At 71.7% G+C, this 21,855-nt stretch carries 19 protein-coding genes and 2 tRNA genes; 8 read left to right on the forward strand and 13 right to left on the reverse strand.

Features of this window, described 5'->3' with window-relative positions:
* Positions 1 to 50: 50 nt before the first annotated feature.
* The gene (locus ACFWI4_RS24760) at positions 51 to 1,604 is read right to left on the reverse strand and encodes a M1 family metallopeptidase (RefSeq protein WP_387199996.1); all 1,554 of its coding nucleotides are present in this window, start codon (positions 1,602 to 1,604) and stop codon (positions 51 to 53) included.
* 322 nt (positions 1,605 to 1,926) lie between these two features.
* On the opposite strand from ACFWI4_RS24760, the gene ACFWI4_RS24765 reads away from it, so the two are divergent.
* The 3 genes from ACFWI4_RS24765 (at position 1,927) to ACFWI4_RS24775 (ending at position 6,491) form a co-directional block, all read left to right on the forward strand.
* Positions 1,927 to 4,146 carry an NADP-dependent isocitrate dehydrogenase gene (locus ACFWI4_RS24765; RefSeq protein WP_387199999.1) on the forward strand — a complete coding sequence of 740 codons (2,220 nt, stop codon included), beginning with the start codon at positions 1,927 to 1,929 and terminating at the stop codon, positions 4,144 to 4,146.
* Between the two features lie 226 nt (positions 4,147 to 4,372).
* Positions 4,373 to 5,434 (forward strand): nitrous oxide reductase family maturation protein NosD, encoded by a 1,062-nt coding sequence (locus ACFWI4_RS24770; protein ID WP_387200002.1) that lies wholly within the window; start codon positions 4,373 to 4,375, stop codon positions 5,432 to 5,434.
* Between the two features lie 28 nt (positions 5,435 to 5,462).
* Complete coding sequence (locus ACFWI4_RS24775) at positions 5,463 to 6,491, forward strand: methyltransferase (protein WP_387200005.1); 1,029 nt, start codon at positions 5,463 to 5,465, stop codon at positions 6,489 to 6,491.
* Positions 6,492 to 6,574: 83 nt separating this feature from the next.
* On the opposite strand, the gene ACFWI4_RS24780 is transcribed toward ACFWI4_RS24775, so the two are convergent.
* The 7 genes from ACFWI4_RS24780 to ACFWI4_RS24810 all read right to left on the reverse strand — a co-directional run bounded on the left by ACFWI4_RS24780 (position 6,575) and on the right by ACFWI4_RS24810 (position 11,891).
* A complete protein-coding gene (locus ACFWI4_RS24780; RefSeq protein ID WP_387200009.1) occupies positions 6,575 to 6,907 on the reverse strand; it encodes a TcmI family type II polyketide cyclase in 333 nt (110 codons plus the stop codon).
* 31 nt (positions 6,908 to 6,938) lie between these two features.
* Entirely contained in the window at positions 6,939 to 7,418 is a 480-nt protein-coding gene (locus ACFWI4_RS24785) for an SRPBCC family protein (RefSeq protein ID WP_385403430.1), read from the reverse strand.
* Position 7,419: 1 nt separating this feature from the next.
* A complete protein-coding gene (locus ACFWI4_RS24790) occupies positions 7,420 to 7,680 on the reverse strand; it encodes a phosphopantetheine-binding protein (protein ID WP_037617929.1) in 261 nt (86 codons plus the stop codon).
* A 29-nt stretch (positions 7,681 to 7,709) separates the two neighbouring features.
* Positions 7,710 to 8,954, reverse strand: coding sequence for a ketosynthase chain-length factor (locus ACFWI4_RS24795; protein ID WP_387200014.1), 1,245 nt, complete (start codon positions 8,952 to 8,954; stop codon positions 7,710 to 7,712).
* Positions 8,951 to 10,219, reverse strand: a complete 1,269-nt coding sequence (locus ACFWI4_RS24800; protein ID WP_387200017.1) for a beta-ketoacyl-[acyl-carrier-protein] synthase family protein — start codon at positions 10,217 to 10,219, stop codon at positions 8,951 to 8,953. The genes ACFWI4_RS24795 and ACFWI4_RS24800 overlap by 4 nt, the downstream gene beginning before the upstream one ends.
* Positions 10,216 to 10,698: a cupin domain-containing protein gene (locus tag ACFWI4_RS24805; RefSeq protein WP_385403439.1), complete on the reverse strand. Its 483-nt coding sequence runs from the start codon at positions 10,696 to 10,698 to the stop codon at positions 10,216 to 10,218. Before ACFWI4_RS24805 ends, ACFWI4_RS24800 begins: the two co-directional genes overlap by 4 nt.
* A gap of 68 nt (positions 10,699 to 10,766) precedes the next feature.
* Positions 10,767 to 11,891, reverse strand: coding sequence for a SchA/CurD-like domain-containing protein (locus ACFWI4_RS24810; RefSeq protein ID WP_387200021.1), 1,125 nt, complete (start codon positions 11,889 to 11,891; stop codon positions 10,767 to 10,769).
* Positions 11,892 to 12,126: 235 nt separating this feature from the next.
* Between ACFWI4_RS24810 and ACFWI4_RS24815 the strand changes: the two genes are divergently transcribed.
* Positions 12,127 to 13,794, forward strand: coding sequence for an FAD-dependent oxidoreductase (locus ACFWI4_RS24815; protein WP_387200024.1), 1,668 nt, complete (start codon positions 12,127 to 12,129; stop codon positions 13,792 to 13,794).
* Between the two features lie 119 nt (positions 13,795 to 13,913).
* Here ACFWI4_RS24815 and ACFWI4_RS24820 read toward each other — a convergent pair.
* The 4 genes from ACFWI4_RS24820 to ACFWI4_RS24835 all read right to left on the reverse strand — a co-directional run bounded on the left by ACFWI4_RS24820 (position 13,914) and on the right by ACFWI4_RS24835 (position 17,077).
* Positions 13,914 to 13,987: transfer RNA gene (locus ACFWI4_RS24820), tRNA-Pro, on the reverse strand.
* A 135-nt stretch (positions 13,988 to 14,122) separates the two neighbouring features.
* A complete protein-coding gene (locus tag ACFWI4_RS24825) occupies positions 14,123 to 14,890 on the reverse strand; it encodes an NPP1 family protein (RefSeq protein ID WP_387200026.1) in 768 nt (255 codons plus the stop codon).
* Positions 14,891 to 15,122: 232 nt separating this feature from the next.
* Positions 15,123 to 16,217 (reverse strand): maleylacetate reductase, encoded by a 1,095-nt coding sequence (locus tag ACFWI4_RS24830; protein ID WP_387200029.1) that lies wholly within the window; start codon positions 16,215 to 16,217, stop codon positions 15,123 to 15,125.
* Positions 16,214 to 17,077, reverse strand: a complete 864-nt coding sequence (locus ACFWI4_RS24835; protein WP_387200033.1) for an intradiol ring-cleavage dioxygenase — start codon at positions 17,075 to 17,077, stop codon at positions 16,214 to 16,216. Before ACFWI4_RS24835 ends, ACFWI4_RS24830 begins: the two co-directional genes overlap by 4 nt.
* Before the next feature lie 220 nt (positions 17,078 to 17,297).
* On the opposite strand from ACFWI4_RS24835, the gene ACFWI4_RS24840 reads away from it, so the two are divergent.
* Positions 17,298 to 17,834, forward strand: a complete 537-nt coding sequence (locus ACFWI4_RS24840; protein ID WP_385403455.1) for an NUDIX hydrolase family protein — start codon at positions 17,298 to 17,300, stop codon at positions 17,832 to 17,834.
* A 168-nt stretch (positions 17,835 to 18,002) separates the two neighbouring features.
* On the opposite strand, the gene ACFWI4_RS24845 is transcribed toward ACFWI4_RS24840, so the two are convergent.
* Positions 18,003 to 18,076, reverse strand: a tRNA-Pro gene (locus ACFWI4_RS24845).
* 100 nt (positions 18,077 to 18,176) lie between these two features.
* Here ACFWI4_RS24845 and ACFWI4_RS24850 point away from each other — a divergent pair.
* The 3 genes from ACFWI4_RS24850 (at position 18,177) to ACFWI4_RS24860 (ending at position 21,843) form a co-directional block, all read left to right on the forward strand.
* Entirely contained in the window at positions 18,177 to 18,701 is a 525-nt protein-coding gene (locus ACFWI4_RS24850; protein WP_387200037.1) for a DUF309 domain-containing protein, read from the forward strand.
* Between the two features lie 216 nt (positions 18,702 to 18,917).
* Positions 18,918 to 19,688, forward strand: a complete 771-nt coding sequence (gene cobF, locus ACFWI4_RS24855; RefSeq protein ID WP_387200040.1) for a precorrin-6A synthase (deacetylating) — start codon at positions 18,918 to 18,920, stop codon at positions 19,686 to 19,688.
* Between the two features lie 70 nt (positions 19,689 to 19,758).
* Positions 19,759 to 21,843, forward strand: coding sequence for an MDR family MFS transporter (locus tag ACFWI4_RS24860; RefSeq protein ID WP_387200043.1), 2,085 nt, complete (start codon positions 19,759 to 19,761; stop codon positions 21,841 to 21,843).
* The last annotated feature ends 12 nt before the right edge of the window (positions 21,844 to 21,855 follow it).

A 21,855-nucleotide genomic window follows, 5' to 3' on the forward strand; every position in this document is an offset into this window, starting at 1 on the left:
GGGCCGGGCGGAACACACCGCCCGGCCCCCGCCGTCCTTCACCGGTCCGCTCAGAGGGTGGCGGTCGAGTCCGGGTAGTGGCCGGGCTCGCGGTGGCGCGGTGCGACCAGGCTCGACACCACCGGGGTGACCGTCCAGTCCGGGTGGTTGGGCATGCGCGGCGTCTTCGTCCCGTACAGCCAGTCGTTCAGGAAGCCGGACTGATCCTGTCCGGAGACCTCGGAGGCGACCGCGATGTAGTCGGCGGTGGTCGCCGTACGATTGCGGTGGCGGTCCAGGAACGTGCGCTCGATGCCGTGGAAGACGTCCTCGCCGACGAGCTCGCGCAGCGCGTAGAGCACCAGCACGCCGCCCAGGTAGCGCTGGTTGTCGAACAGGTTGACGGCGTTCGGCGCGGCGACGGGCCCGGAGGACTGGCGCCACTGGTCACCGCGCGCGTACGTGTCCTGCATCCGGGCTTCCATGGTGGTCAGCCCGAGCGAGTCGGCCCAGCCGCGCTCGTAGCGGTACAGCAGCCCGTAGAAGTCGGCGTGTCCCTCGTTCAGCCACAGGTCGGCCCAGTCGGCGGGACTCACGCAGTTGCCGAACCAGGAGTGGACCAGCTCGTGCATCATGTGCGAGCCGATCTTCTTCTCCTCCTGGAGCAGGAAGTTCGGCTTGTAGAGCGTCAGGGTCTGGGTCTCCAGGCCCGTGAAGTCGAACGCGTCGGGGTCGTCGGAGTTGCAGGGCAGCAGCCCGTACGTCTCGAACGGGTAGGCGCCGAGCCGCTGTTCCAGCCAGTCGAGGAGGCCGGGGGTGAGCGCGAGCGCCGGCTCCAGCGCGGCGGCGCGCGCCGTCGGGACGACGTCCCGCAGGCCCAGCCCGCCGGGCCCCTGCCGGTCCTTGACGGTGTAGTCGCCGACGGTGATCTGCACCAGTTCGGTGGCCATCGGGAAGGCCGAGCGGTACGTGTACGCGGTCCGGTCGCCGTCCAGGTGCTCCGTGCAGGTCAGCGAGCCGTTCGCGACACCGCGCAGGGTGTTCGGCACGGTGATGCGGAAGCTGAAGTCCGCCTTGTCCGTCGGGTGGTCGTTGCACGGGAAGACGGTGTGGGCGGCGTCCGGCTGCGGGCAGATCGCGAAGCCGTCGGGGGTGGGAACCCAGGCGGTGTGCGTGAGCTTCCTCGCCGGGTCCGCGCCGTACTCGACACAGACCGCGACGGCGCGGTGCTCCGGCAGGGCCCGCGCCGGGGTGATCCGCAGCTTCTCGCCCACCTGCTCGAAGGCGGCGTCGACGGCGCCGACCCGAACCGCGCGCACGTCGAGGCCGAGGGCGTCGAGCGAGAAGCGGGAGAGGTCCTGGGTCGCCCTGATCATCAGGACCGCCTTGGCGTCGACCAGGCGGGTGGTGGCGTCGTACGAGAAGTCGAGGTGGTAGGCCTCGACGCGGTAGCCGCCGTTGCCGAGGGACGGGAAGACGGAGTCGCCCAGGGTCTCCGCACCCGGGGTGCCCTGACCGGGCCCCGGGTCCAGGGGGCGCGCCGAGGCGGTGGGGGCGGCGGCGAGGGCGACGGCGGTGCCGAGCAGCGCGGCGGCCGGGGCCGTCACTCGGGTGCGATATCTCATGGTTCGCTTTCGTTCGGGCGGCGGAGGGCCGGAAGGTCCGCCGCGGCATGGGGTGCGTGATCACCCCCTGTACGCACGGCCGGACGCCCCGGTTGCGTCCGGGCGGCGGGTTCCGATTTCACTCCGGCCGACGTGTTCACATCAGGCGGGGCCGGACGGACGCCCTCGCGTCCCCCGCCGCGGCCGCCGCGGGCCGCCTCCGGCGCGGACGGCGGATTTCCACCACGCCCGGTCCGACGCGGGACGGACCCCTGTCGAGCCGGGGGCGCTCACGAGATATCTTGATGTCGAGCAATGTTGCAGACGTGGAGCGGAGCACCCGGTGACTGACTCGACCATCATTTACACGCACACTGACGAGGCCCCGGCCCTGGCGACGTATTCGTTCCTGCCGGTGGTCCAGGCGTACGCCTCGCAGGCGGGTGTCACTGTGGAGACCCGTGACATCTCGCTGGCCGGGCGCATCATCGCCCTCTTCCCGGAGTTCCTCCAGGAGGACCAGCGCATCGCGGACGCCCTGTCCGAGCTCGGTGAGCTGGCCAAGACGCCCGGCGCGAACATCATCAAGCTGCCGAACATCTCGGCGTCGATCCCCCAGCTGAAGGCGGCCGTCGCCGAGCTCCAGGCTCAGGGCTACGCCCTTCCGGACTACCCGGACGACCCGAAGTCGGACGAGGAGCGCGACATCCGCGCCCGGTACGACAAGGTCAAGGGCAGCGCCGTGAACCCGGTCCTGCGCGAGGGCAACTCCGACCGCCGCGCCCCCGCGTCGGTCAAGAACTACGCCAAGACGCACCCGCACCGCATGGGCAAGTGGTCGCCCGAGTCGAAGACGAACGTCGCCACCATGGGCGTCGACGACTTCCGCTCCACGGAGAAGTCCGCGGTGATCGCCGAGGCCGGCACGCTGCGCATCGAGCTGGTCGGCGACGACGGCTCCACCACCGTGCTGCGCGAGTCCGTACCCGTCCTCGCGGGCGAGGTCGTGGACGCGTCCGTCATGCACGTCGCGCCGCTGCGCGAGTTCCTGACCGCGCAGATCGCCCGCGCGAAGGCCGAGGACGTGCTGTTCTCGGTGCACCTCAAGGCCACGATGATGAAGGTCTCCGACCCGATCGTCTTCGGTCACGTGGTGCGCGCCTTCTTCCCGAAGACGTTCGCGCAGTACGGCGAGAAGCTCGCCGCCGCCGGTCTCACCCCGAACGACGGTCTCGGCGGCATCTTCAAGGGCCTGGAGGCCCTGCCCGAGGGTGCCGAGATCAAGGCGTCCTTCGACGCCGAGCTCGCCGAGGGCCCGGCCCTCGCGATGGTCGACTCCGACAAGGGCATCACCAACCTGCACGTGCCGTCCGACGTCATCGTCGACGCCTCGATGCCGGCCATGATCCGCACCTCCGGCCACATGTGGGGCCCGGACGGCGAGGAGGCCGACACCCTCGCGGTGCTGCCGGACTCCTCCTACTCCGGCGTCTACCAGGCCGTGATCGAGGACTGCCGCGCCCACGGCGCCTACGACCCGTCGACCATGGGCTCGGTCCCGAACGTCGGCCTCATGGCGCAGAAGGCCGAGGAGTACGGCAGCCACGACAAGACCTTCGAGATCCCGGTCACCGGCACGGTCCGCCTGGTCGACGCGGCCGGCGACGTGGTCCTGGAGCAGGCGGTCTCCGCCGGCGACATCTTCCGCGCCTGCCAGACCAAGGACGCGCCGATCAAGGACTGGGTGAAGCTCGCCGTCACCCGCGCCCGCGCCACCGGCTCCCCGGCCGTGTTCTGGCTGGACGCGACCCGCGCCCACGACGCCAACCTGATCGCCAAGGTCGAGCAGTACCTGACGGAGCACGACACCGAGGGCCTGGACATCCGCATCCTGGCCCCGGTCGAGGCCACCAAGCTGTCGGTGGAGCGCATCCGCCGCGGCGAGGACACCATCTCGGTGACCGGCAACGTGCTGCGTGACTACCTGACCGACCTGTTCCCGATCCTGGAGCTGGGCACCAGCGCCAAGATGCTGTCGGTCGTCCCGCTGATGGCGGGCGGCGGCCTGTTCGAGACGGGCGCCGGCGGTTCCGCGCCGAAGCACGTCCAGCAGCTCGTCAAGGAGGACTACCTGCGCTGGGACTCGCTCGGTGAGTTCTTCGCGCTCGTGCCGTCCCTGGAGCAGTTCGCGAAGACCACCGGCAACGCCCGCGCCCAGGTCCTCGCCGACACCCTCGACCGCGCCACGGCGACCTTCCTCGAGGAGGACAAGTCGCCGACCCGTCGCGTCGGCGGCATCGACAACCGCGGCAGCCACTTCTACCTGTCCCTGTACTGGGCGCAGGAGCTGGCCCGTCAGACCGACGACGCGGAGCTCGCCAAGGCGTTCGCCCAGCTCGCCGAGACGCTCGCCGCGCAGGAGGAGACGATCGTCGGCGAACTGAACGCGGTCCAGGGCAACGCGGCCGACATCGGCGGCTACTACCAGCCCGACCCCGCCAAGGCCGCGAAGATCATGCGTCCGTCCGCCACCTGGAACGAGACGCTGGCGAACCTCGCCTGATCCACCGCACCACCCACGCACCACCTCGCGGAGCCGACTCCGCACCCGCCGCCCCGGCCGGATCCCTCCGGCCGGGGCGGCGTCGTCGTACGGGCATCCGGCCGCCCGGCGGCCGAACCGGCGCGTCACGGTGACGGAGCCGCCCCGCGGCGCGTCACGGTGACGGAGCGGGCCACCTGGAGGATCAGCGGTGGCGGCGGGCAACGCCCGTTCATAGCTTCGGCCCATGACCAGACAACAGATGGCCTACCTCGCCTGCACGGCGGTCGTCGTGGCGTCGGGAGTGGGCGCAGCCCTGCCCGCCGACCACCCGTCGGTGCACCTGGTACGCCCGGGTGAATCCATCCAGAAGGCCGTGGACGCGGCGCGCGCGGGCGACACCGTCGTCGTCGCCCCCGGCACCTATCACGAGAGCGTCACCGTCACGGTGAAGGACCTGACGCTGCGGGGCGCGAGCGCCCGGTCCACCGTCATCGTGCCGAACGCGGCCGCCACCGACGCCTGCGGCAAGGCGGGCAACGGCATCTGCGTGACCGGGACCGACGCCAAGCGCGTCTCCGGTGTCACCGTCGCCTCACTGACCGTCAGGGGCTTCTCCAAGCAGGGCCTGTGGGCGACCGGGACCGACCGGCTGACCGTGCGCGGGGTGACCGCCGAGAAGAACGGCCAGTGGGGCATCGCCGAGGAGCGGTCGGTGCGGACCAGGATCGTCCGCAACACCGCGAAGGACAACGGCGACGCCGGAGTGTTCCTGGCCAACACGGTCGCCACCGAGGAGGGGGCCCGCGACACCCAGGGCACGGTGATCGCCCACAACCTGCTGAGCGGCAACCGGATCGGCGTCACGGTGCGGCGGCTGCGGAACCTGAGCGTCGCCCGCAACGAGGCCACCGGCAACTGCACCGCGGTGTTCGTCGTGGGCGACGAGAACAAGCCGCGGGTCGGCGACCTGTCCGTGCGCGGCAACTACATCCACGCCAACAACAAGTCCTGCCCCAAGACCGCCCGGCTCCCCGCCCTCCAGGGTTCGGGGATCGTCCTCACCGGCGCGGAGGACACCCGCATCACGCACAACCGGGTCGAGGACAACGTGGGCACGTCCCCGCTGTCCGGCGGCATCGTGCTGTTCAAGAGCTTCGTGGGCGCGCTCAGCGAGCGCAACGAGGTGCGCGACAACGTGCTCCTGCGCAACGGGCCCTCCGATCTCGCGAACCGCGACACCGCCGGCAAGGGCAACACGTTCCGGGGCAACACCTGCAAGGTCTCCGAGCCCGCCGGCATGTGCTGAGCGCACGCCACCAGAATCGAGGCATTGAATGACAACTGTCGAACAGAGTCCCCCGCCGTCCTCGCAGCTGCGGGAACTCGTCTTCGGTGCGGCCCGCGCCGCCGCCGTGCGCGCCGCGGCCCGGCTGGGTGTGGCGGACGCCCTCGACGACGTCCCCATGAGCGCCGACGAACTGGCCGCCGCGGTGAAGACCCAGCCGGGGACCCTGCGCCGGCTGCTGCGCGCCCTGACCTGCCAGGGCGTCTTCACGGAGCGCCCCGACGGCACGTTCGCGCACACGGAGATGTCCCGGCTGCTGCGCGAGGACGACCCGAACAGCCTGCGCTACATCGCCCTGTGGTGCACCGAGCCGTGGACGTGGAACGTCTGGCCACAGCTCGACGAGGCGGTCCGCTCCGGCCGGGGCGTCTTCGAGAACGTGTACGGCAAGGAGTTCTTCCCGTACCTCAACGAGGACGCACCGGAGTCCGCGCACGTCTTCAACCGGGCCATGACGACGTCCAGTTCGCAGTCCGCCCAGGACGTGGCGAAGCTCCTGGACCTGCGGGGCGTGCAGTCGGTCGCCGACATCGGCGGCGGCCAGGGGCACGTCGTGGCGAGTCTGCTGGAGAAGCACCCCTCGCTGCACGGCACCCTGCTCGACCTGCCGGGCGTGGTGGAGAACGCCGATCCGCGGCTGCGCGAGGGCGGGGCGCTGGCCGACCGGGTGCGGATCGTGGCCGGGGACTGCCGTGAGGACATCCCGGTCCAGGCGGACGTGTACATCATCAAGAACATCCTGGAGTGGGACGACGAGAGCACCCGCAGGGCGCTCGCGAACGTCCGCGCGGCGGCCCGGCCCGGCGCCCGGGTCGTCGTCATCGAGAACCTCGTGGACGACACCCCGTCCATGCGGTTCACGACGGCCATGGACCTGCTGCTGCTCCTGAACGTCGGCGGTGCCAAGCACACCCGGCAGAGCATGATCGACCGGCTCACCGCGGCGGGCCTGGTCATCGGTGAGATCCGCCCGGTGAACCCCTATCTGCACGCCTTCGAGTGCACCGTCCCGGGCTGACCGGGCTGCGTACGGAGAACAACCCGAGGCCGCCGGTTCCGCTTCTTCGCGGAGCCGGCGGCCTCGGGTTGTGTCACGGTGCCTCAGGAGGCGGTGTCCCGCTCCCAGCGGTAGAAGCAGTGCGCCATGGCGTCCTTGGGGCCGCGCCAGGTCTTCGGGTCGTACGCGCTGACGTACGCCGACAGTTCCTCGCTGACGCTGCGGAACTCGGGGTGTCCGGCCACCTTCGCGATGGCGGGGCCCGGGTCCCGTTCCGATTCGATGAGGTGCAGATACACGTCACCGAACTGGAAGAGGCTGCGCCGGCTGACCCCGATGAGGTGCGGGAGCTCGCCCCGGTCGGAGGCGGCGAACACGTCGGAGATCGCCGGGGCCGAACCGGGTGCCATACGGGCGACGATCAGGGCGTGATGCATCGCGTGTCCTTTCCTGTGCCGGTGCGGGCGGTCAGCGGGGCATGGCGGCGGGGCTGCGCCGCTCGCGGGCGGCCTGCTCGATCCGGTCCCGGATGAGGGCCATCTGGACGACGGAGTTGCGGTTGATGTTGTCCGTCATCCAGGCGTCGTCGACCGGGGCGTCGGGCTTCATCGCGAAGTCCTGCACCCAGCGCATGTGCGTGCCGGCCGGCGTCTCCTCGTACTCCCACCGGATGTTCATGTGCGCGAACGGTCCCGTCTCGACGCGGCGCGCCCGGACGGTCCGCCCGGGGCGGTCGACGGTGCGCTGCGAGACCCAGCTCCACACCTTGCCGTTCTCGTCCGGGTGCATGGTGAGCCGGAAGGTGGTCGTGTCACCGTCCCGGGTGAGGATCTCCAGGGCCGCGTACTCGCTGAACAGCCGTGGCCAGTTCTCGATGTCGTTCGTGATGTCCCACACGAGGTCGAGCGGGGCGTCGATGACGATGCTGTTCTCGGTGTGTCCGGGCACTTCAGGCTCCAGCCTTGAGGGTGTCGTTGACGAGGTCGAGGAACTCCCGCGGGGTCTTGCAGCGCTCCGCGTCGGGCGGCAGGGGCCGGCTGTACCGGTTCTCCAGTTCGCCGACGATGCCGAGCAGGCCCAGCGAGTCGAGTCCGAGGGTGCCGAACGGCGCGTCGAAGGACTGCGCGAGTTCGAGGGGGTCGACGGTGATGCCGGCCGCCTTCTTCATGAGGGCGGCGAGTTCGTCGACGGTCACTTCGGTGGTGATCATGCGGTGGTTCTCCTCACGTGCGGCCCGGACTAGCGGGCGCGGTCGCCGCGGCGTACGACCAGGGCGGCGTTGGACCCCATGAGTCCCCTGCTGAGGACCAGGGCCGTGCGCAGTTCGGCGGGGCGGGCGTTCGACGTCACCAGGTCGAGGTCGTGGCAGACGTCGAACACGTTGGGGGTGGGAGGGATCTGGCCGTGCTCCATGGCGAGGACCGCGGCGGCGGTGTCCAGCAGGGGTGCCCCGCAGTAGGCGCGCCCGATGCCGGTCTTGGGTGCCGTGACGGGGACCCGGGTGCCGTGCGCCCCGAGGGCGTCGGCGATGGCCAGGGCTTCGGCGCGGTCGGCGGCCGGGACGCCCAGGGCGTCGGCGAAGACGACGTCGATGTCCTCGGGGGCGCAGCCGGCCTCGGCGAGGGCGCCCCGGATCGCGTGGGCGAGCCCTTCTCGTGACCGTTCCCACTGCGAGGCCCCGGTGAAGGTGGCCGCGTGTCCGGCGACGAGGGCCCGGATCCCGGCTCCTCGTTCGCGAGCGCGCCGTTCGTCCTCGACGACGAGCATGGCGCCGCCCTCGGCGGGCACGAAGCCGCAGGCTCCCTCGGTGAAGGGGCGGTAGGCGCGGCCGGGGTCCTCGACGGTGCTGAGTTCGGGGTAGCCGAGCTGGCAGACCATCGAGTACGGGGCGAGCGGCGCCTCGGCGGCGCCGACGACCATGGCGCCGGTACCGCGCCGCACGCCGCGGGCGGCGTGCGCGACGGCGTCCAGTCCCCCGGCCTCGTCGCTGGCGACGACTCCGCAGGGGCCCTTGAACCCGCCGCGGATGGAGATCTGGCCGGTGCTGGCGGCGTAGAACCAGGCGATGGACTGGTAGGGCCCGACGAACTTGGAGCCCTGGCCCCACAGTTTCTGGAGTTCGCGCTGGCCGAACTCGCCGCCGCCCGATCCGGCGGCGGTGACGACGCCGACGTCGTACGCGTCGTCGGGGGCGCCCGTTCCGAGGCCCGCGTCGTCGAGGGCGAGAACGGTCGCGGCCAGCGCGAAGTGGCTGAAGCGGTCGGTCTGGACGAGGAAGCGCTCCTCGATGAGGTCGGCGGCGTCGAAGGCCCTTACCTCACCGGCGACGCGCAGCGGCAGGTGTCCGCAGCCCTCGCGGGTGATGCCGTCGAGGACGCTGAGGCCCTCCCTGACGGACTTCCAGTAGGCGTCGGTGCGCAGTCCGTTGGGGGCGATGACACCGATGCCGGTGACGGCCGCGTTGTGGGGGCGCTGCGTGCTCATCGTGTCCTCCCAGCCGGCCCGGTCAGGAGCACCGCGGACTGGAACCCGCCGAACCCGCTGCCCACGGAGAGCACGTTCCTGAGCTTCCGCGGGCGGGCGGTGCGCGGCACGTAGTCCAGGTCGCACTCGGGGTCGGGGGTCTCGTAGTTCGCCGTGGGCGGCACCACCTGGTGCTTGATGGCGAGGACGCAGGCGACGACCTCGATGGCGCCGATCGCGCCCAGTGAGTGGCCGACCATGGATTTGATGGAGCTCATCGGTGTCCGGCGGGCGTGTTCGCCGAGGGACCGTTTGACCGCGGCGGTCTCGTGCCGGTCGTTCTGCCGGGTGCCGGAGCCGTGCGCGTTGACGTAGTCGATGAGCGTGGGGTCGAGCCGGGCCTGGTCCAGGGTGCTGTCGATGGCCCGGGACATCTCCAGGCCCTCGCTGGTGAGACCGGTCATGTGGTAGGCGTTGCCGTAGGTGGCGTAGCCGCCGATCTCGCAGTAGATGTGCGCGCCGCGGGCCCTGGCGTGTTCGTACTCCTCCAGGACCAGGACGGCGGCGCCCTCGCCCATGACGAAGCCGTTGCGGTTGGCGTCGAAGGGCCGGGAGGCGTGCGCGGGGTCGTCGTTGTCGGGCGACGTGGCCTTGATGGCGTCGAAGCAGGCCATCGTGATCGGGGATATCGGCGAGTCGGACGCCCCGGCTATGCAGACGTCGGCCCGGCCCTCCTCGATGGTGTGGAAGGCGTATCCGACCGCGTCGAGCCCCGAGGTGCATCCGGTGGAGACGGTCTGCACCGGTCCCTGCGCCCCGAACTGTTCGGCGACGACGGAGGCGAGGGTGCTGGGCGCGAACGCGAGGTGCAGTTTCGGGTCGGCCGCGCGGTGGTCCACGTCCCAGCGCCGGCCCGACTCGCTGACCTGGACGTAGTCGTGTTCGAGACGGGTGGTGCCGCCGACGGCGCTGCCCAGGGAGACTCCGACGCGCCAGGGGTCCTCCCGGCCCGGGTCGAGGCCGGAGTCGCGGACGGCCTCCTCGGCCGCGACCACGGCGAACTGGATGTACCGGTCGGCGTGTTCGATCAGCTCGGGGTCCAGGCCGTGGGCGAGCGGGTCGAAGTCGCATTCGGCGGCTATGCGCGAGCGCAGGCCCACCGGGTCGAAGAGCGTGATCCCCCGGGTCGCGGTTCGGCCGCCTTCGAGGAGGTCCCAGAACGCCTTCGTCCCGGTCCCGCCCGGAGCGACCACACCGATGCCGGTGACGGCCACCCGCCGCGTCACTTTATGGCCCCGCTTCGTTCGGACGGCTGTCCGTGGTCGGGCGCGGACAGGTGGGGCACGGCGGTCATGAACTCGGGGCTGGGCACGGAGTCGTCGGTGGCCTCCGTGTCGACGTGGCCGAGGCTCGGACGGGGTGCGAGCGGGCCGAGGTGGAACACCATGCGGGCCTCCTCGTCGCCCACGTTGCGGAAGCGGTGCCGCATGTCGATCGGGATCAGCAGGCCCTGGTCGGGCCGGAGCGCGAACGCCTCACCGTCCAGGTCCACTTCGAGGGCGCCGCTGACCACGTACACGAACTCCTCGGAGTACGGGTGGTAGTGCTCACCGATGCGCTCGCCTGGCTGGATGATGGCGAGCCCCATGAAGCCGCTGGTGGACCCCGCCGTGGCGGGTGTGAGCAGGGCCCGGACGTCTCCTCCGCGCCTGCGGTTGGGTTCCGTCTCGCTCAGGTCCACGATGCGTGGATGGTGCTGGATCATGCTTGAACCTCCGGGTGTGGCGAGGACGTCGGATGGGACGTCCTGGGGACGCGGGCTGCGGCGCTCCGTCAGGAGTCCGCCGAGCTCCGGTCGGTGATGGGCAGCATGTCGGCGTGCGACAGGAGGCGGTTGATGTTGCGTTCCGTCTCCAGGGAGCCCTCGACGCCGATCGCGGCCCCGTCGAGGAGACGCTCCAGCTCGGCGGCCTTCCGGGAGCCCTTGAGGCCGAGGGAGGCGACGGGGTCGAGGTCGAGGTCGCCGGTGATGTCGATGAGGCGCACCACGATGTCGTCGCGCTGGAAGACGGTGCTGCTGTACACGGGGCTGTTCCTGTCGTCGGCCGCGGCCTCGTCCTGGTGGGCGAGCAGCCGGGCCAGTTCCATGCCGCAGCCGGGCCGGGCCGGGTAGAACAGCGCGTGCCGGGTCACCTTGGCGGGCTCCTCGCGGCCGGCGACCACGTGGTGCACGGCGGGGAGCGCGGCACGGGTGAAGAAGACCCGGGCGGAGTCGGGGTCGCTGAGGTCCCGGTCCTGCTCCAGGTAGGGGTTGATGGCCTCCTCGACCGCCCGGACCTCGGGCTGGCGCGACACGTGGCGCAGCGCCGCGAGGAGGTCGCCCTCGACCTCCACGGCCCGTACGACCCGGTTGCCGTGCATGAACAGCGAGGTGCGGCGCAGCCGGGTGGTGTCGTCGACCTTCGCCTGGGGCGACTCGTAGCCGGTCAGGATCTCCGCGACCTTCGACTCGGATCCGGGCTTGACGGTGAAGGTGAGGGCGTGGCGCGCGACTCCCTTGCCCTCGCGGGCCTCGACCTGGAGGGCCGACCTGGCGGACTCCGGGGTGAGCGGTTCGGCGGGGCTCGTCTCGCGCAGGATGCTGTAGCGCATCGACCGGGTGTCCCGGACGCAGCTGTGCATGGGGCGTACGGTCTCGACGTGCTCCTCGCTGTTCACCCAGGCGAGGAAGGGCGGGGCGCTCTCCCACTCGCTGGTGATGAGCCACTGCGAGGGGTTCTCGATCGACTGGCAGAGCTGGTCACTGATGTGACCGGGGACCGAGGCGACCTGGTTGCGCATGAGCTCGTAGGCGTCGAGGAACTGCTGCTGGGCCCCTTCGTACAGGTCGAGCAGCAGGATCACCCGCAGCTTCGAGCCGTCGAAGGCCGACTGCGCGATACGTCCGGAGTTGGACATTGCGGCACACCTCTCCTTTTCGTCACGGAAGGTCCGGAACGACCGCGGTGTCCGACACGCCGGGGCCGCCATGAGCTGATCGTTGCCGCGTGTCGCGGACTCCGCGAGCCCCGCGGGTCAGGCGAGTGAACCGCGCGCCATCCGGGTGCCGCTGCCGTGCGAACCGGCCCGCACCGGGCATGGAATCTGCATCCCCATCCCTGACTCGCGTCCCTGGCGGCGCTGGAGGCAATCGATGAACCGATCCGAAGAGGCCGGCGAGAACGGTCCGCACACGCCCGTCCTCATCGTCGGCGGCTCACTGGTGGGCCTCTCGACGTCGCTGTTCCTGGGGCGCCTCGGGGTGCCGCACATCCTGGTCGAGCGGCACGCGGGCACGTCGCACCATCCGCGGGGGCGCGGCAACAACGTGCGCACCATGGAGATCTTCCGGGTGGCCGGGGTGCAGCGGCGCATCGAGGAGGCCGCGTCCGTCCTCGCGGACAACCACGGCATCCTGCAGACGCCGACCCTGGTGGGTGATGCCGGGGAGTGGCTGTTCAAGGAGATCGACCCCGGCGGCGGACTGGCGCGCTTCAGCCCGGGCGCGTGGTGCCTGTGCAGCCAGAACGACCTCGAACCGGTGCTGCTGAGGACCGCGCGGGAGCTGGGCGGCGATCTGCGGTTCTCGACCGAGCTGATGTCCTTCGAGCAGGACGCCGAGGGGGTGACGGCGAAGGTCAAGAGCCGGGAGACCGGCGAGCACACGACGATCCGCGCGGACTATCTCGTCGCGGCGGACGGTCCGCGCAGCCCCATCAGGGACACACTGCGCATCGGCAGGACCGGGCCCGGCGACCTGTTCCACAACGTGAGCCTCACGTTCACCTCGCGCGGTCTCGCGGAGGTGGTCGGCGACCGCCGGTTCATCGTCTGCTATCTGACGAACCCGGAGGCGGACGGCGCCCTGCTGCCGGTGGACAACAAGGAGCACTGGGTTTTCCACGCTCCCTGGCACCCCGAACACGGGGAAACCCTGGAGGAGTTCACGGACGAGCGCTGCGTGGAGCACATCCGGCGGGCCGTCGGCGTCCCGGATCTGGATGTGGAGATCACCGGCCGGGCGGCCTGGCACGCGGCGGAGCGGGTCGCCGAACGGTACGCGCAGGGGCGGGTGTTCCTGGCCGGCGACTCGGCCCACGAGATGTCCCCGACGGGGGCGTTCGGCTCCAACACCGGTATCCAGGACGCCCACAACCTCGCCTGGAAGCTGTCCGCGGTGCTGGCGGGCTGGGCGGGTCCCGGGCTGCTGAAGTCCTACGACGCCGAGCGCAGGCCGGTCGCGGAGGCGACGAGCGCGCGTGCCTCGTCGCGGTCGGTCGAGCACAGCCACCCCGGGTACACCCCGGAGCCGGGCGCGGCCGGGCAGGGCGGCCCGGGCGGCAGGAAGGGCGGCATCCTCAACGTGGCGCTTGCGTACCGCTACCCGCGGGGTGCGATCCTCGGCGCCGACCCGGCCGCTCCGGTGGTGCCCGAGGGCGTACGGCTGACGGGCGAGCCGGGCACCCGGGCGCCGCACCTGTGGCTGACCCGGGCCGGCGCCCGGATCTCCACTCTCGATCTGTACGAGCGCTCGATGGTGCTGCTGAGCTCGGCCGACGGGGCGGGTGCCTGGCACGAGGCGGCGCAGGACACGGCCCGGCAGCTGTCCGTCCCGCTCGACTCGTACCGGATCGGCGACGGTCCAGAGGCGGACCTGGTGCCCGCGGGCGAGACGGACTGGGCGCAGGTCCACGGGGTGGGCGCGGAGGGCGCGGTGCTGGTCCGCCCCGACGGCTTCGTCGCCTGGCGCTCCGAGGGACCGTCCAAGGACCCCCGGACGACACTGCGCAAGGCCCTGGTCGCCCTGCTGGACCAGGCCTGACCCGCCCCCCGGGGGCGGTCGGCGCGTACACCCTCACTCCCGGGGCGCGGAGAACGCCCCGGGAACGCCCGGAGGCCGTATCGGATGTCCGATACGGCCTCCGGCCACGACTTCTTCAGTCGGGACGACAGGATTTGAACCTGCGACCCCTTGACCCCCAGTCAAGTGCGCTACCAAGCTGCGCCACGTCCCGATGCGTCTCGCACACGGTGACCCGCGTGTTCGCGCACCCGAACCCTACCGCACCTCGGTGGACGTCCGCACACACAGGGTCATCGCCGCAGCGCAGCACGGTCGGCGACGGAGGGGGCCGGTGTCCCGGGGCCGGTCAGGCGTTGGGGTCGAAGGGGATGCCCGCGGGCTCGGCCTTCGCCAGGTGGGAGCTGAAGCTGTCGTCCCTGAGGCCGAAGTGGGCGCTGCCGAAGTCGTACGAGGTCAGCTTGTCGCGCAGTCCGGCGGGGTAGCCGTTCCAGCCGACCAGGGTCGGGAACTGCCAGGTGTGGTAGCTGTTCTCCGGCGGTTCGTCGTTGGTGTTCGCGGGCCGGAAGCAGTGGGTGCCGATGCCGTCCTTGTGGTAGACGACCTTGGGATGCGTGCCGTCCCAGCGGATCCGGTCCCGGCTGTAGACGTTGAAGTCGCCGTGCGCCGAGGTGGAGACGTACTTGGCCTCGCCGTCCTGGATCCACACCACGACGTGCTCCCAGTCGTTGCGGTGCCCGCCGAGCCCGCTGCCGACGACGGCCTGGTCCTTCTCCATGTAGAGGCCGTAGATGACGGCGCACCAGCCGTTGTTGCACTTCTCGCGGGAGTACCCGTTGGTGTTGTCGAGGTCCCAGGGGTCGTGACAGTGGCCGTTGAGCGCCCCTGAGGGCTTGAGGCCGGGGTTGATGGTCCCGTCGGGGCCGATGGCGGGGGTCGGGTAGCAGCCGTCGGTGTCGTAGTCGAAGGCCGGCTGGAACGTGCTCTCCAGCGCGTCCGCGTTCCCGGGCAGGGCCGTGGGCGGGTCGGCGAGGGCGCTGCCCGGCAGGGCGACGACCAGCGCGACGGCGCTGCCGAGGACGAGCGCGGCCCTGCGGGCCCGCGAGCTTGTTGTCACTGCTTCCTCCAGATCGACCGCGGCGTGGGGGCGGGGCAGACCGGGCGGTCATTTTGGCATGCCCGGGTCAGCCTCCCGGGCGTGCCGGGAAAACACCAGAGGCCGTGGGTGTCGGAGCGATGACGGATGCCCGGCCGGACCCGGAGCAGGGCCGGCCGGGGTTCCCGGCCGGACGCGGAGCAGCGCTGGCCAGGATTCCCGACCGGACACGGAGCGGGGCCGGCCGGGTTCGCTACGAGGCCTCGCTGCGCGGTTCCCAGCCCTCGTAGGCGGCCGTCAGCAGGCCGAGCACGCCGTTCGCCGTGACCTCACGGGGGTTGGGGTACGACTCGGCGGCGACCATCGCCGCCGCACGCGCCAAGTCGGCTTCCCTCAAGCCCAGTTCGGCCAGGGTACGGGGAGCGCCGAGGCCCCCCGCGAGGTCCCGCAGGGCACGCGGGACGTCGTCGGTGTCCAGGGCCCGCGCCAGGACGGCGACCGCCTCCGGGGCGGCGGGCGCGTTGTGGGCGAGGGCGTACGGGAGGACCACGGTGTGGGTCTCGGCGTGCGGCAGACCGAAGGTGCCGCCGAGGACGTGGCACAGCTTGTGGTGCAGGCCCATGGTCGTCGCGCCGAGACAGGAACCGCAGAGCCAGGCGCCGTACAGGGCCCGGCCGCGCGCCCGCGGATCGCCGGGGTCGGCGGCCACGCCGGGAAGCGCGCCGGCCATCGCCCGGACGCCCTCCTCCGCCATCAGCGAGACCAGCGGGGAGGCGTCGGGGGCGTACAGCGCCTCGACGGCGTGGGCGATGGCGTTGACACCGCTGGTCACCGAGAGGGGGACCGGGAGGCCGAGGGTCAGGTCGGGGTCGTAGACGACACAGCGCGGCTGTACGGAGGAGTCGCGGCCGGTGCGTTTGACGCCCCCCTCGGTCAGTCCCCACACGGACGTCATCTCGGAGCCCGAGTAGGTGGAGGGCACGGCGATCAGCGGCAGACCGGTGCGCAGCGCGATCGCCTTGCCCAGGCCGATCGCGGACCCGCCGCCCACGGCGACGCACCCGTCGGCCCCCTTCGCCCGCGCCACCTCGACGGCCTCGTCGGCGACCTCGGCCGGGACGTGCATCCGGGCGCCGGTGTGAACCCCCGCGCAGCTGTCGCCGAGGGCGTCCGCGACCGCGTGGGCGGTCTCCGTGCCCCGGCTCCCGCACACCACCAGCACCCGGTGCAGCCCCAGCCGCGCGACCTCCCCCGGTGTGGCGGTCACCGAGGCGCCGGACCGGAACACGACCCGGGCGGGCCGGGTCTCGTGGGTGAAGTCGAGCGGGGCGCTCGGCGGGGTGGTCATACGGGCTCCAGTACGAGGTCGAAGCGGGCGTGCCGGAAGGGGTTCGCGACGCCGAACTCCCGTGCCAGCGAGGGGTCGTCGGTCTCGGCGAAGTCCTGGACGAGGCTGCGCTTCACGGCGAAGACGGCGTCGGAGTCCAGGTAGGGGCTGCCCGCCACGAAGATGTGCGTGGTGACGGGGGCGTGGCCCTCGGCGGAGGCGATGAAGTGGATGTGGGCGGGGCGCCAGGGATGGCGTCCGGTGGCCCCGAGCAGGGCGCCGACCGGACCGTCGACGGGGATCGGGTACGGGCTCGGCACACAGGTCCGGAACCGGAAACGGCCCTCGGTGTCCGTGGTGAACAGCCCGCGTCCGTTGCCGGGCGGCTGGAGGTCGGGCCGCTGCACGTCGTAGAAGCCCTCGCCGTCGGCCTGCCACACGTCGAGGACCGCGCCGGGCAGCGGGGTGCCGTCCCGGGACAGCACCCGGCCGCTGACCACGCAGGGCTCCCCGGTGCCCACCAGGTCGATGCTCTCGCCGAGTTCCCTCACCGGCGAGCGCGTCAGGTGGAACGGCCCGAGGACCGTCGACTCGGTCGCGCCCGGGTCGTCGTGGCCGTTCAGCGTCTCGACCAGCATGGAGACGCCGAGCACGTCCGACAGCAGGATGAACTCCTGCCGGGTGTCCGTGCACATCCGCCCGGTCTCCGTGAGGAAGGCTATGGCGCTCTCCCACTCCTCCATGGCCGGCCGGGTCTCACGGACGAAGGCGTGCAGATGGCGGGTGAGCGCGCCGAGCAGTTCACGCAGCCTCGGATCGGGCGTGCCCGCGAAGCTCTCGACGACGGCGTCGGTGATCTCCGTGGTGAAATCCATGGCCATGCCGCTCCCCTGGTCCCGCCGGCCGCGCTGCCGGGCGTGCACCAGGCTACGAGTCCGCGCGGGCGTGCGGGCCCCGGCCGGCGCACGGCCGTTCCGTGTCCGGCGCGGCGGCCTGAACACCACGTCCGGCGCCGAAGAACACACAATGACCCTTTCCGTGGGGCATCGTTGACCTGGAGCATCACGCCCGCACCGGACGCACGGAAAGTATGATCAAGCAATGTCTGACTTGACCGAAACCACGCCCGGCTGGCTGTCCCGCGACGAACTGGAATCGGCCCGCGCCCGCATGCCGATCCTGTACGTCGAGGCCGTACCGGTACGCGTCGACGACAACGGCGAGGTCACCCACATCGGGCTCCTGCTCCGGATCGGTCCGGACGGGACGGTCAGCCGCACCCTCGTCTCCGGCCGGGTGCTGCACCACGAGCGGGTCCGCGACGCCCTGCTGCGCCATCTGGAGAAGGACCTCGGCCCGGTGGCCCTCCCCCGGATCCCGGCCTCGCTCCAGCCCTTCACGGTCGCCGAGTACTTCCCGACGCTGGGGGTCACACCGTTCCACGACCCGCGCCAGCACGCCGTGTCCCTGGCGTACATCGTGCCGGTCACCGGCGACTGCCGCCCCCGCCAGGACGCCCTCGACCTGGTCTGGTTCAGCCCGGAGGAGGCCGCGTCCCCCGTGGTCACGGACGACATGCCGGGCGGCCACGGCGTGCTGCTGCGGCAGGCGCTGGCGTACGTGGGACGGATCGGCTGACGAAAACGGCACGCGCCGGGCGGACCGGCCGACCGGCGTGGCCCTCGCCGGCGGCCGGACCGCCGCGGCCCCCGGCGCGGCCGGGAGGAACGGCGGCCCGCACCCGGGACAACGGAAAAGGCCGTTCCCGCGTCTGCGGAAACGGCCTGCGACCTGCGTCGATGCAAGTCGGGACGACAGGATTTGAACCTGCGACCCCTTGACCCCCAGTCAAGTGCGCTACCAAGCTGCGCCACGTCCCGGTGCCCTCACCCGCGGTGCCCCGCGTGATCGTGCGAACAGAACTTTACCCCACGCCGGGGGGCCGCTCCGCAGGGGGACGGGGCGCGCGACAATCGGCGTATGACCGGGACATCCGAGACACGAGGGCCGGGCGCACGCGACCGGGACGCCGAGGGGCGGGCGCGCAACGCCCGGCCCCGTGACGGACTGGGGCGCCCGCTGCCGTACGGCACCGACGGGGTGGAGCGGCAGCCGGAGGGGCTGCTGCGCGCTCCCGGGGAGACGGTCGCCGAGGCCCAGGCACTGCTGGACGCGGGGCGGCCGTTCCACGCGCACGAGGTCTTCGAGGACGCCTGGAAGTCCGGCCCCGAGGACGAACGCGGGCTCTGGCGCGGGCTGGCGCAGCTCGCCGTGGGACTGACCCACGCGGCACGGGGGAACGTCACGGGCGGCGCCCGGCTGCTGCGGCGCGGAGCCGGGGCGGTCGAGGAGTGGACGGCGGAGACGGGACGACCGCGGCCGTACGAGCTGGACCTCACCGAAGTCGCAGGCTGGGCAAGGGGGTTGGCGACGCTCGTGGAACGGGGCGGCGGCCCGGTCGACGCGGCACGGGAGGCACCGCGGCTGCGCGGTGGGACCGGCTGACGGGGAGCGCGGCGGGGACCGGTGTCGCGGGGGCGCGGCGGAGCCGGCTGAGGTGGCGCGCGGCGGGCCCGCTGGCAGGGGGACGAGGCGGAGACGGCTGACAGGGGGACGCGGCGGGGCCGGTCGAGGTGGGTGCGCGGGCGGCGCCCGGGCGGGCGGAGAGGCGGGGTCACGGCCGGTGTGTCCACGGTCGGTGGCGTGCGGCAGACTCTCGGTGTGCGAAAGATTCATGTCATCGGCATCGGCGCGGGCGACCCCGATCAGCTCACGCTTCAGGCGGTCAAGGCGCTGCGGAGCACGGACGTGTTCTTCATCCTGGACAAGGGCGAGGTGAAGTCGGACCTCGTCCGGCTGCGTCACGACATCCTCGACGCGCACATACCCGAGGGGTCCTACCGCCTGGTCGAGGCGCGCGACCCGGACCGGGACCGGAGCGCCGGCGGCTCGGCGTACTCCCCGGCCGTCGGGGACTGGCGCAGCGCCCGGGCCGCGATCTACGAGCGGCTGATCACCGAGGAACTGGGCGAGGAGGAGAGCGGCGCCTTCCTGGTCTGGGGCGATCCCGCCCTGTACGACAGCACGCTCGGCATCCTGGAGGAGATCCTGGACCGGGGCGCGGTGACGTTCTCGTACGACGTGGTGCCCGGCATCAGCAGTGTCTCGGCACTCGTCGCCCGGCACCGCACCGGGCTGAACCGGGTCGCGCGGCCCGTGCAGATCACCACCGGGCGGCGCCTCGCGGAGGGCTTCCCGGACGGGGTGGACGACGTGGTGGTGATGCTCGACGCCCACCAGGCCTTCGGGAAGTACACGGACGAGGACATCGACATCTACTGGGGCGCCTACATCGGCACACCCGACGAGATCCTGGTCTCCGGTCCGCTGGCCGAAGCCGCCCCCCGTATCGAGCGGTTGCGCGCCGAGGCCCGGGAACGCAAGGGCTGGATCATGGACACGTATCTGCTGCGCAGGAATCCGGCGACGTAGGGCACAGGCCCGTACGCCGGGCGGGTCGCCCCGCATGCACCGGGAGCCGACCGGTGTGAGGGTGGCGATTGTGACGATCACGGAGGACACCGCCCCGGCCCCGGCGGGGGCACCCGGACCGCCGGTGCTGGACGGCCGCCGCCGCAACATCGTCTTCGCGACGATCGCGCTCGGCCTGCTGCTCGCCGCCCTGGACCAGACGATCGTGGGCACCGCGCTGCCGACGATCGTCTCGGACCTGGGCGGCGCCGCGCACATGTCCTGGGTGGTGACCGCGTATCTGCTGGCGGAGACCGTGGCGACCGTGCTCGTCGGCAAGTTCGGCGACCTGTTCGGCCGCAAGATCGTCTTCCAGGCGTCGGCGATCATCTTCATCACGGGGTCGTTCCTGTGCGGGCTCGCCACCAACATGTCGCTGCTGATCGCCTGGCGCGGCCTCCAGGGCGTCGGCGCCGGCGGTCTGATGGTGACGTCCATGGCGCTGATCGCGGATGTCATCCCGCTGCGCGAACGGGGCAAGTACCAGGGCGCGATCGGCGCCGTCTTCGGCGTGGCCACCCTCATCGGACCGCTGCTCGGCGGTCTGTTCACGGACCATCTGACCTGGCGCTGGGCGTTCTACATCAACGTGCCCCTGGCGATCCTCGTGGTGGTCGCGGCGGCGCGCACCATTCCCGTGGTGAAGTCGGTGACCCGGCCCGTCATCGACTATCTGGGCATCGCCCTGGTCGCGGTCGGCGCCAGCGCCCTGATCCTGGCCACGAGTTGGGGCGGCAACGAGTACGCGTGGGGATCGCCCACCATCATCGGCCTGTTCGTCGGCGGCGTGATCGCGCTCGCGCTGTTCTGCTGGGTCGAGACCCGTGCGGCCGAACCGATGCTGCCGATGCGGCTGTTCTCCAACCCGGTCTTCACGGTCTGCTCGATCCTCAGCTTCATCGTGGGTTTCGCGATGCTCGGCGCGATGACCTATCTGCCGACCTATCTCCAGTACGTCGACGGGGACTCGGCCACGGTCTCCGGAGTGCGCACGCTGCCGCTCGTCATGGGGCTGCTCATCGCTTCGGTCTTCAGCGGCAACGTGGTCAGCAAGACCGGGCAGTACCGGATCTTCCCCATCGTCGGCTCCCTCGTGATGGCGGTCGGGCTCTATCTGATGTCACGCATGGGGCCGGGGACCGGTGCGTGGCGGGAGTCGCTGTACATGTTCGTGCTCGGCACCGGGATCGGGCTGTGCATGCAGGTGCTGACGATCGCCGTGCAGAACACCGTCGAGTACACCGACCTCGGCACCGCGACCTCCGGGGTCACCTTCTTCCGTACGCTGGGCAGCTCGTTCGGCACGGCCGTGTTCGGCACGATCTACACCAACGCGCTGAAGCCCAACCTGACGGACGGGGTCAGGGCCGCCGCGGCGACGGGTGCCGCCCCGCCCGCCGTCATCGCCCGGGCGGCCCAGAGCCCGGAGGGGCTGCACAGACTGCCGGAAGCGGCGGCCGCGCCCATCGTCGACGCGTACGCCGACACCATTCACACGGTGTTCCTGTGGACGGTTCCGGTCGCGGTGATCGGCTTCTTCGTGGCGCTGTTCCTCAAGCAGGTGGAGCTGCGCGACAGCGCGCGGCTGGGGTCGACGGACATGGGCGAGGGATTCGCGTCACCGTCCACCGCCGACTCCCAGCGGCTGCTGGAGGCCGCCGTCGGGAAGATCATCGGTACCACGGAGATGAACACCGCGCGCCGGATCGTGCTGGACTCCGACACCCGGCTCGACGTGGCCGGCGCCTGGGCCGTGATGCAGGTGGAGCTGTTCACCCGCATGGTCGGCCACGCCAATCTCGCGCTGATCGCCGCCCGGCGCCGGCTGCCGCCCGAGGTGCTCGTGCCGGTCTTCGAGCGCATGGTCGACGAGGGGTATCTGACCCGGCACGGTTCGCTGTTCTCACACACCGCGGCGGGTGAGCGGGAGGCGCGGGTGGTCGGCGAGGCCTGGGGCCGCTGGCTCGCCGGGCGGGTCGAACAGGACCTCGGCGGGCCGTCCGGGGCGGAGCTGCGCGCCGCCGTCGACACGATCGCCAAACGGCTGCTGGTCGAGGACCTGACACAGGGCCTGCCCGACCGGACCCCGGAACTGACGTCGGCCACGACGAGTTGACCCGGGCCGCGC

It is taken from the genome of Streptomyces sp. NPDC127038, assembly GCF_042725875.1.
GTDB lineage: Bacteria > Actinomycetota > Actinomycetes > Streptomycetales > Streptomycetaceae > Streptomyces.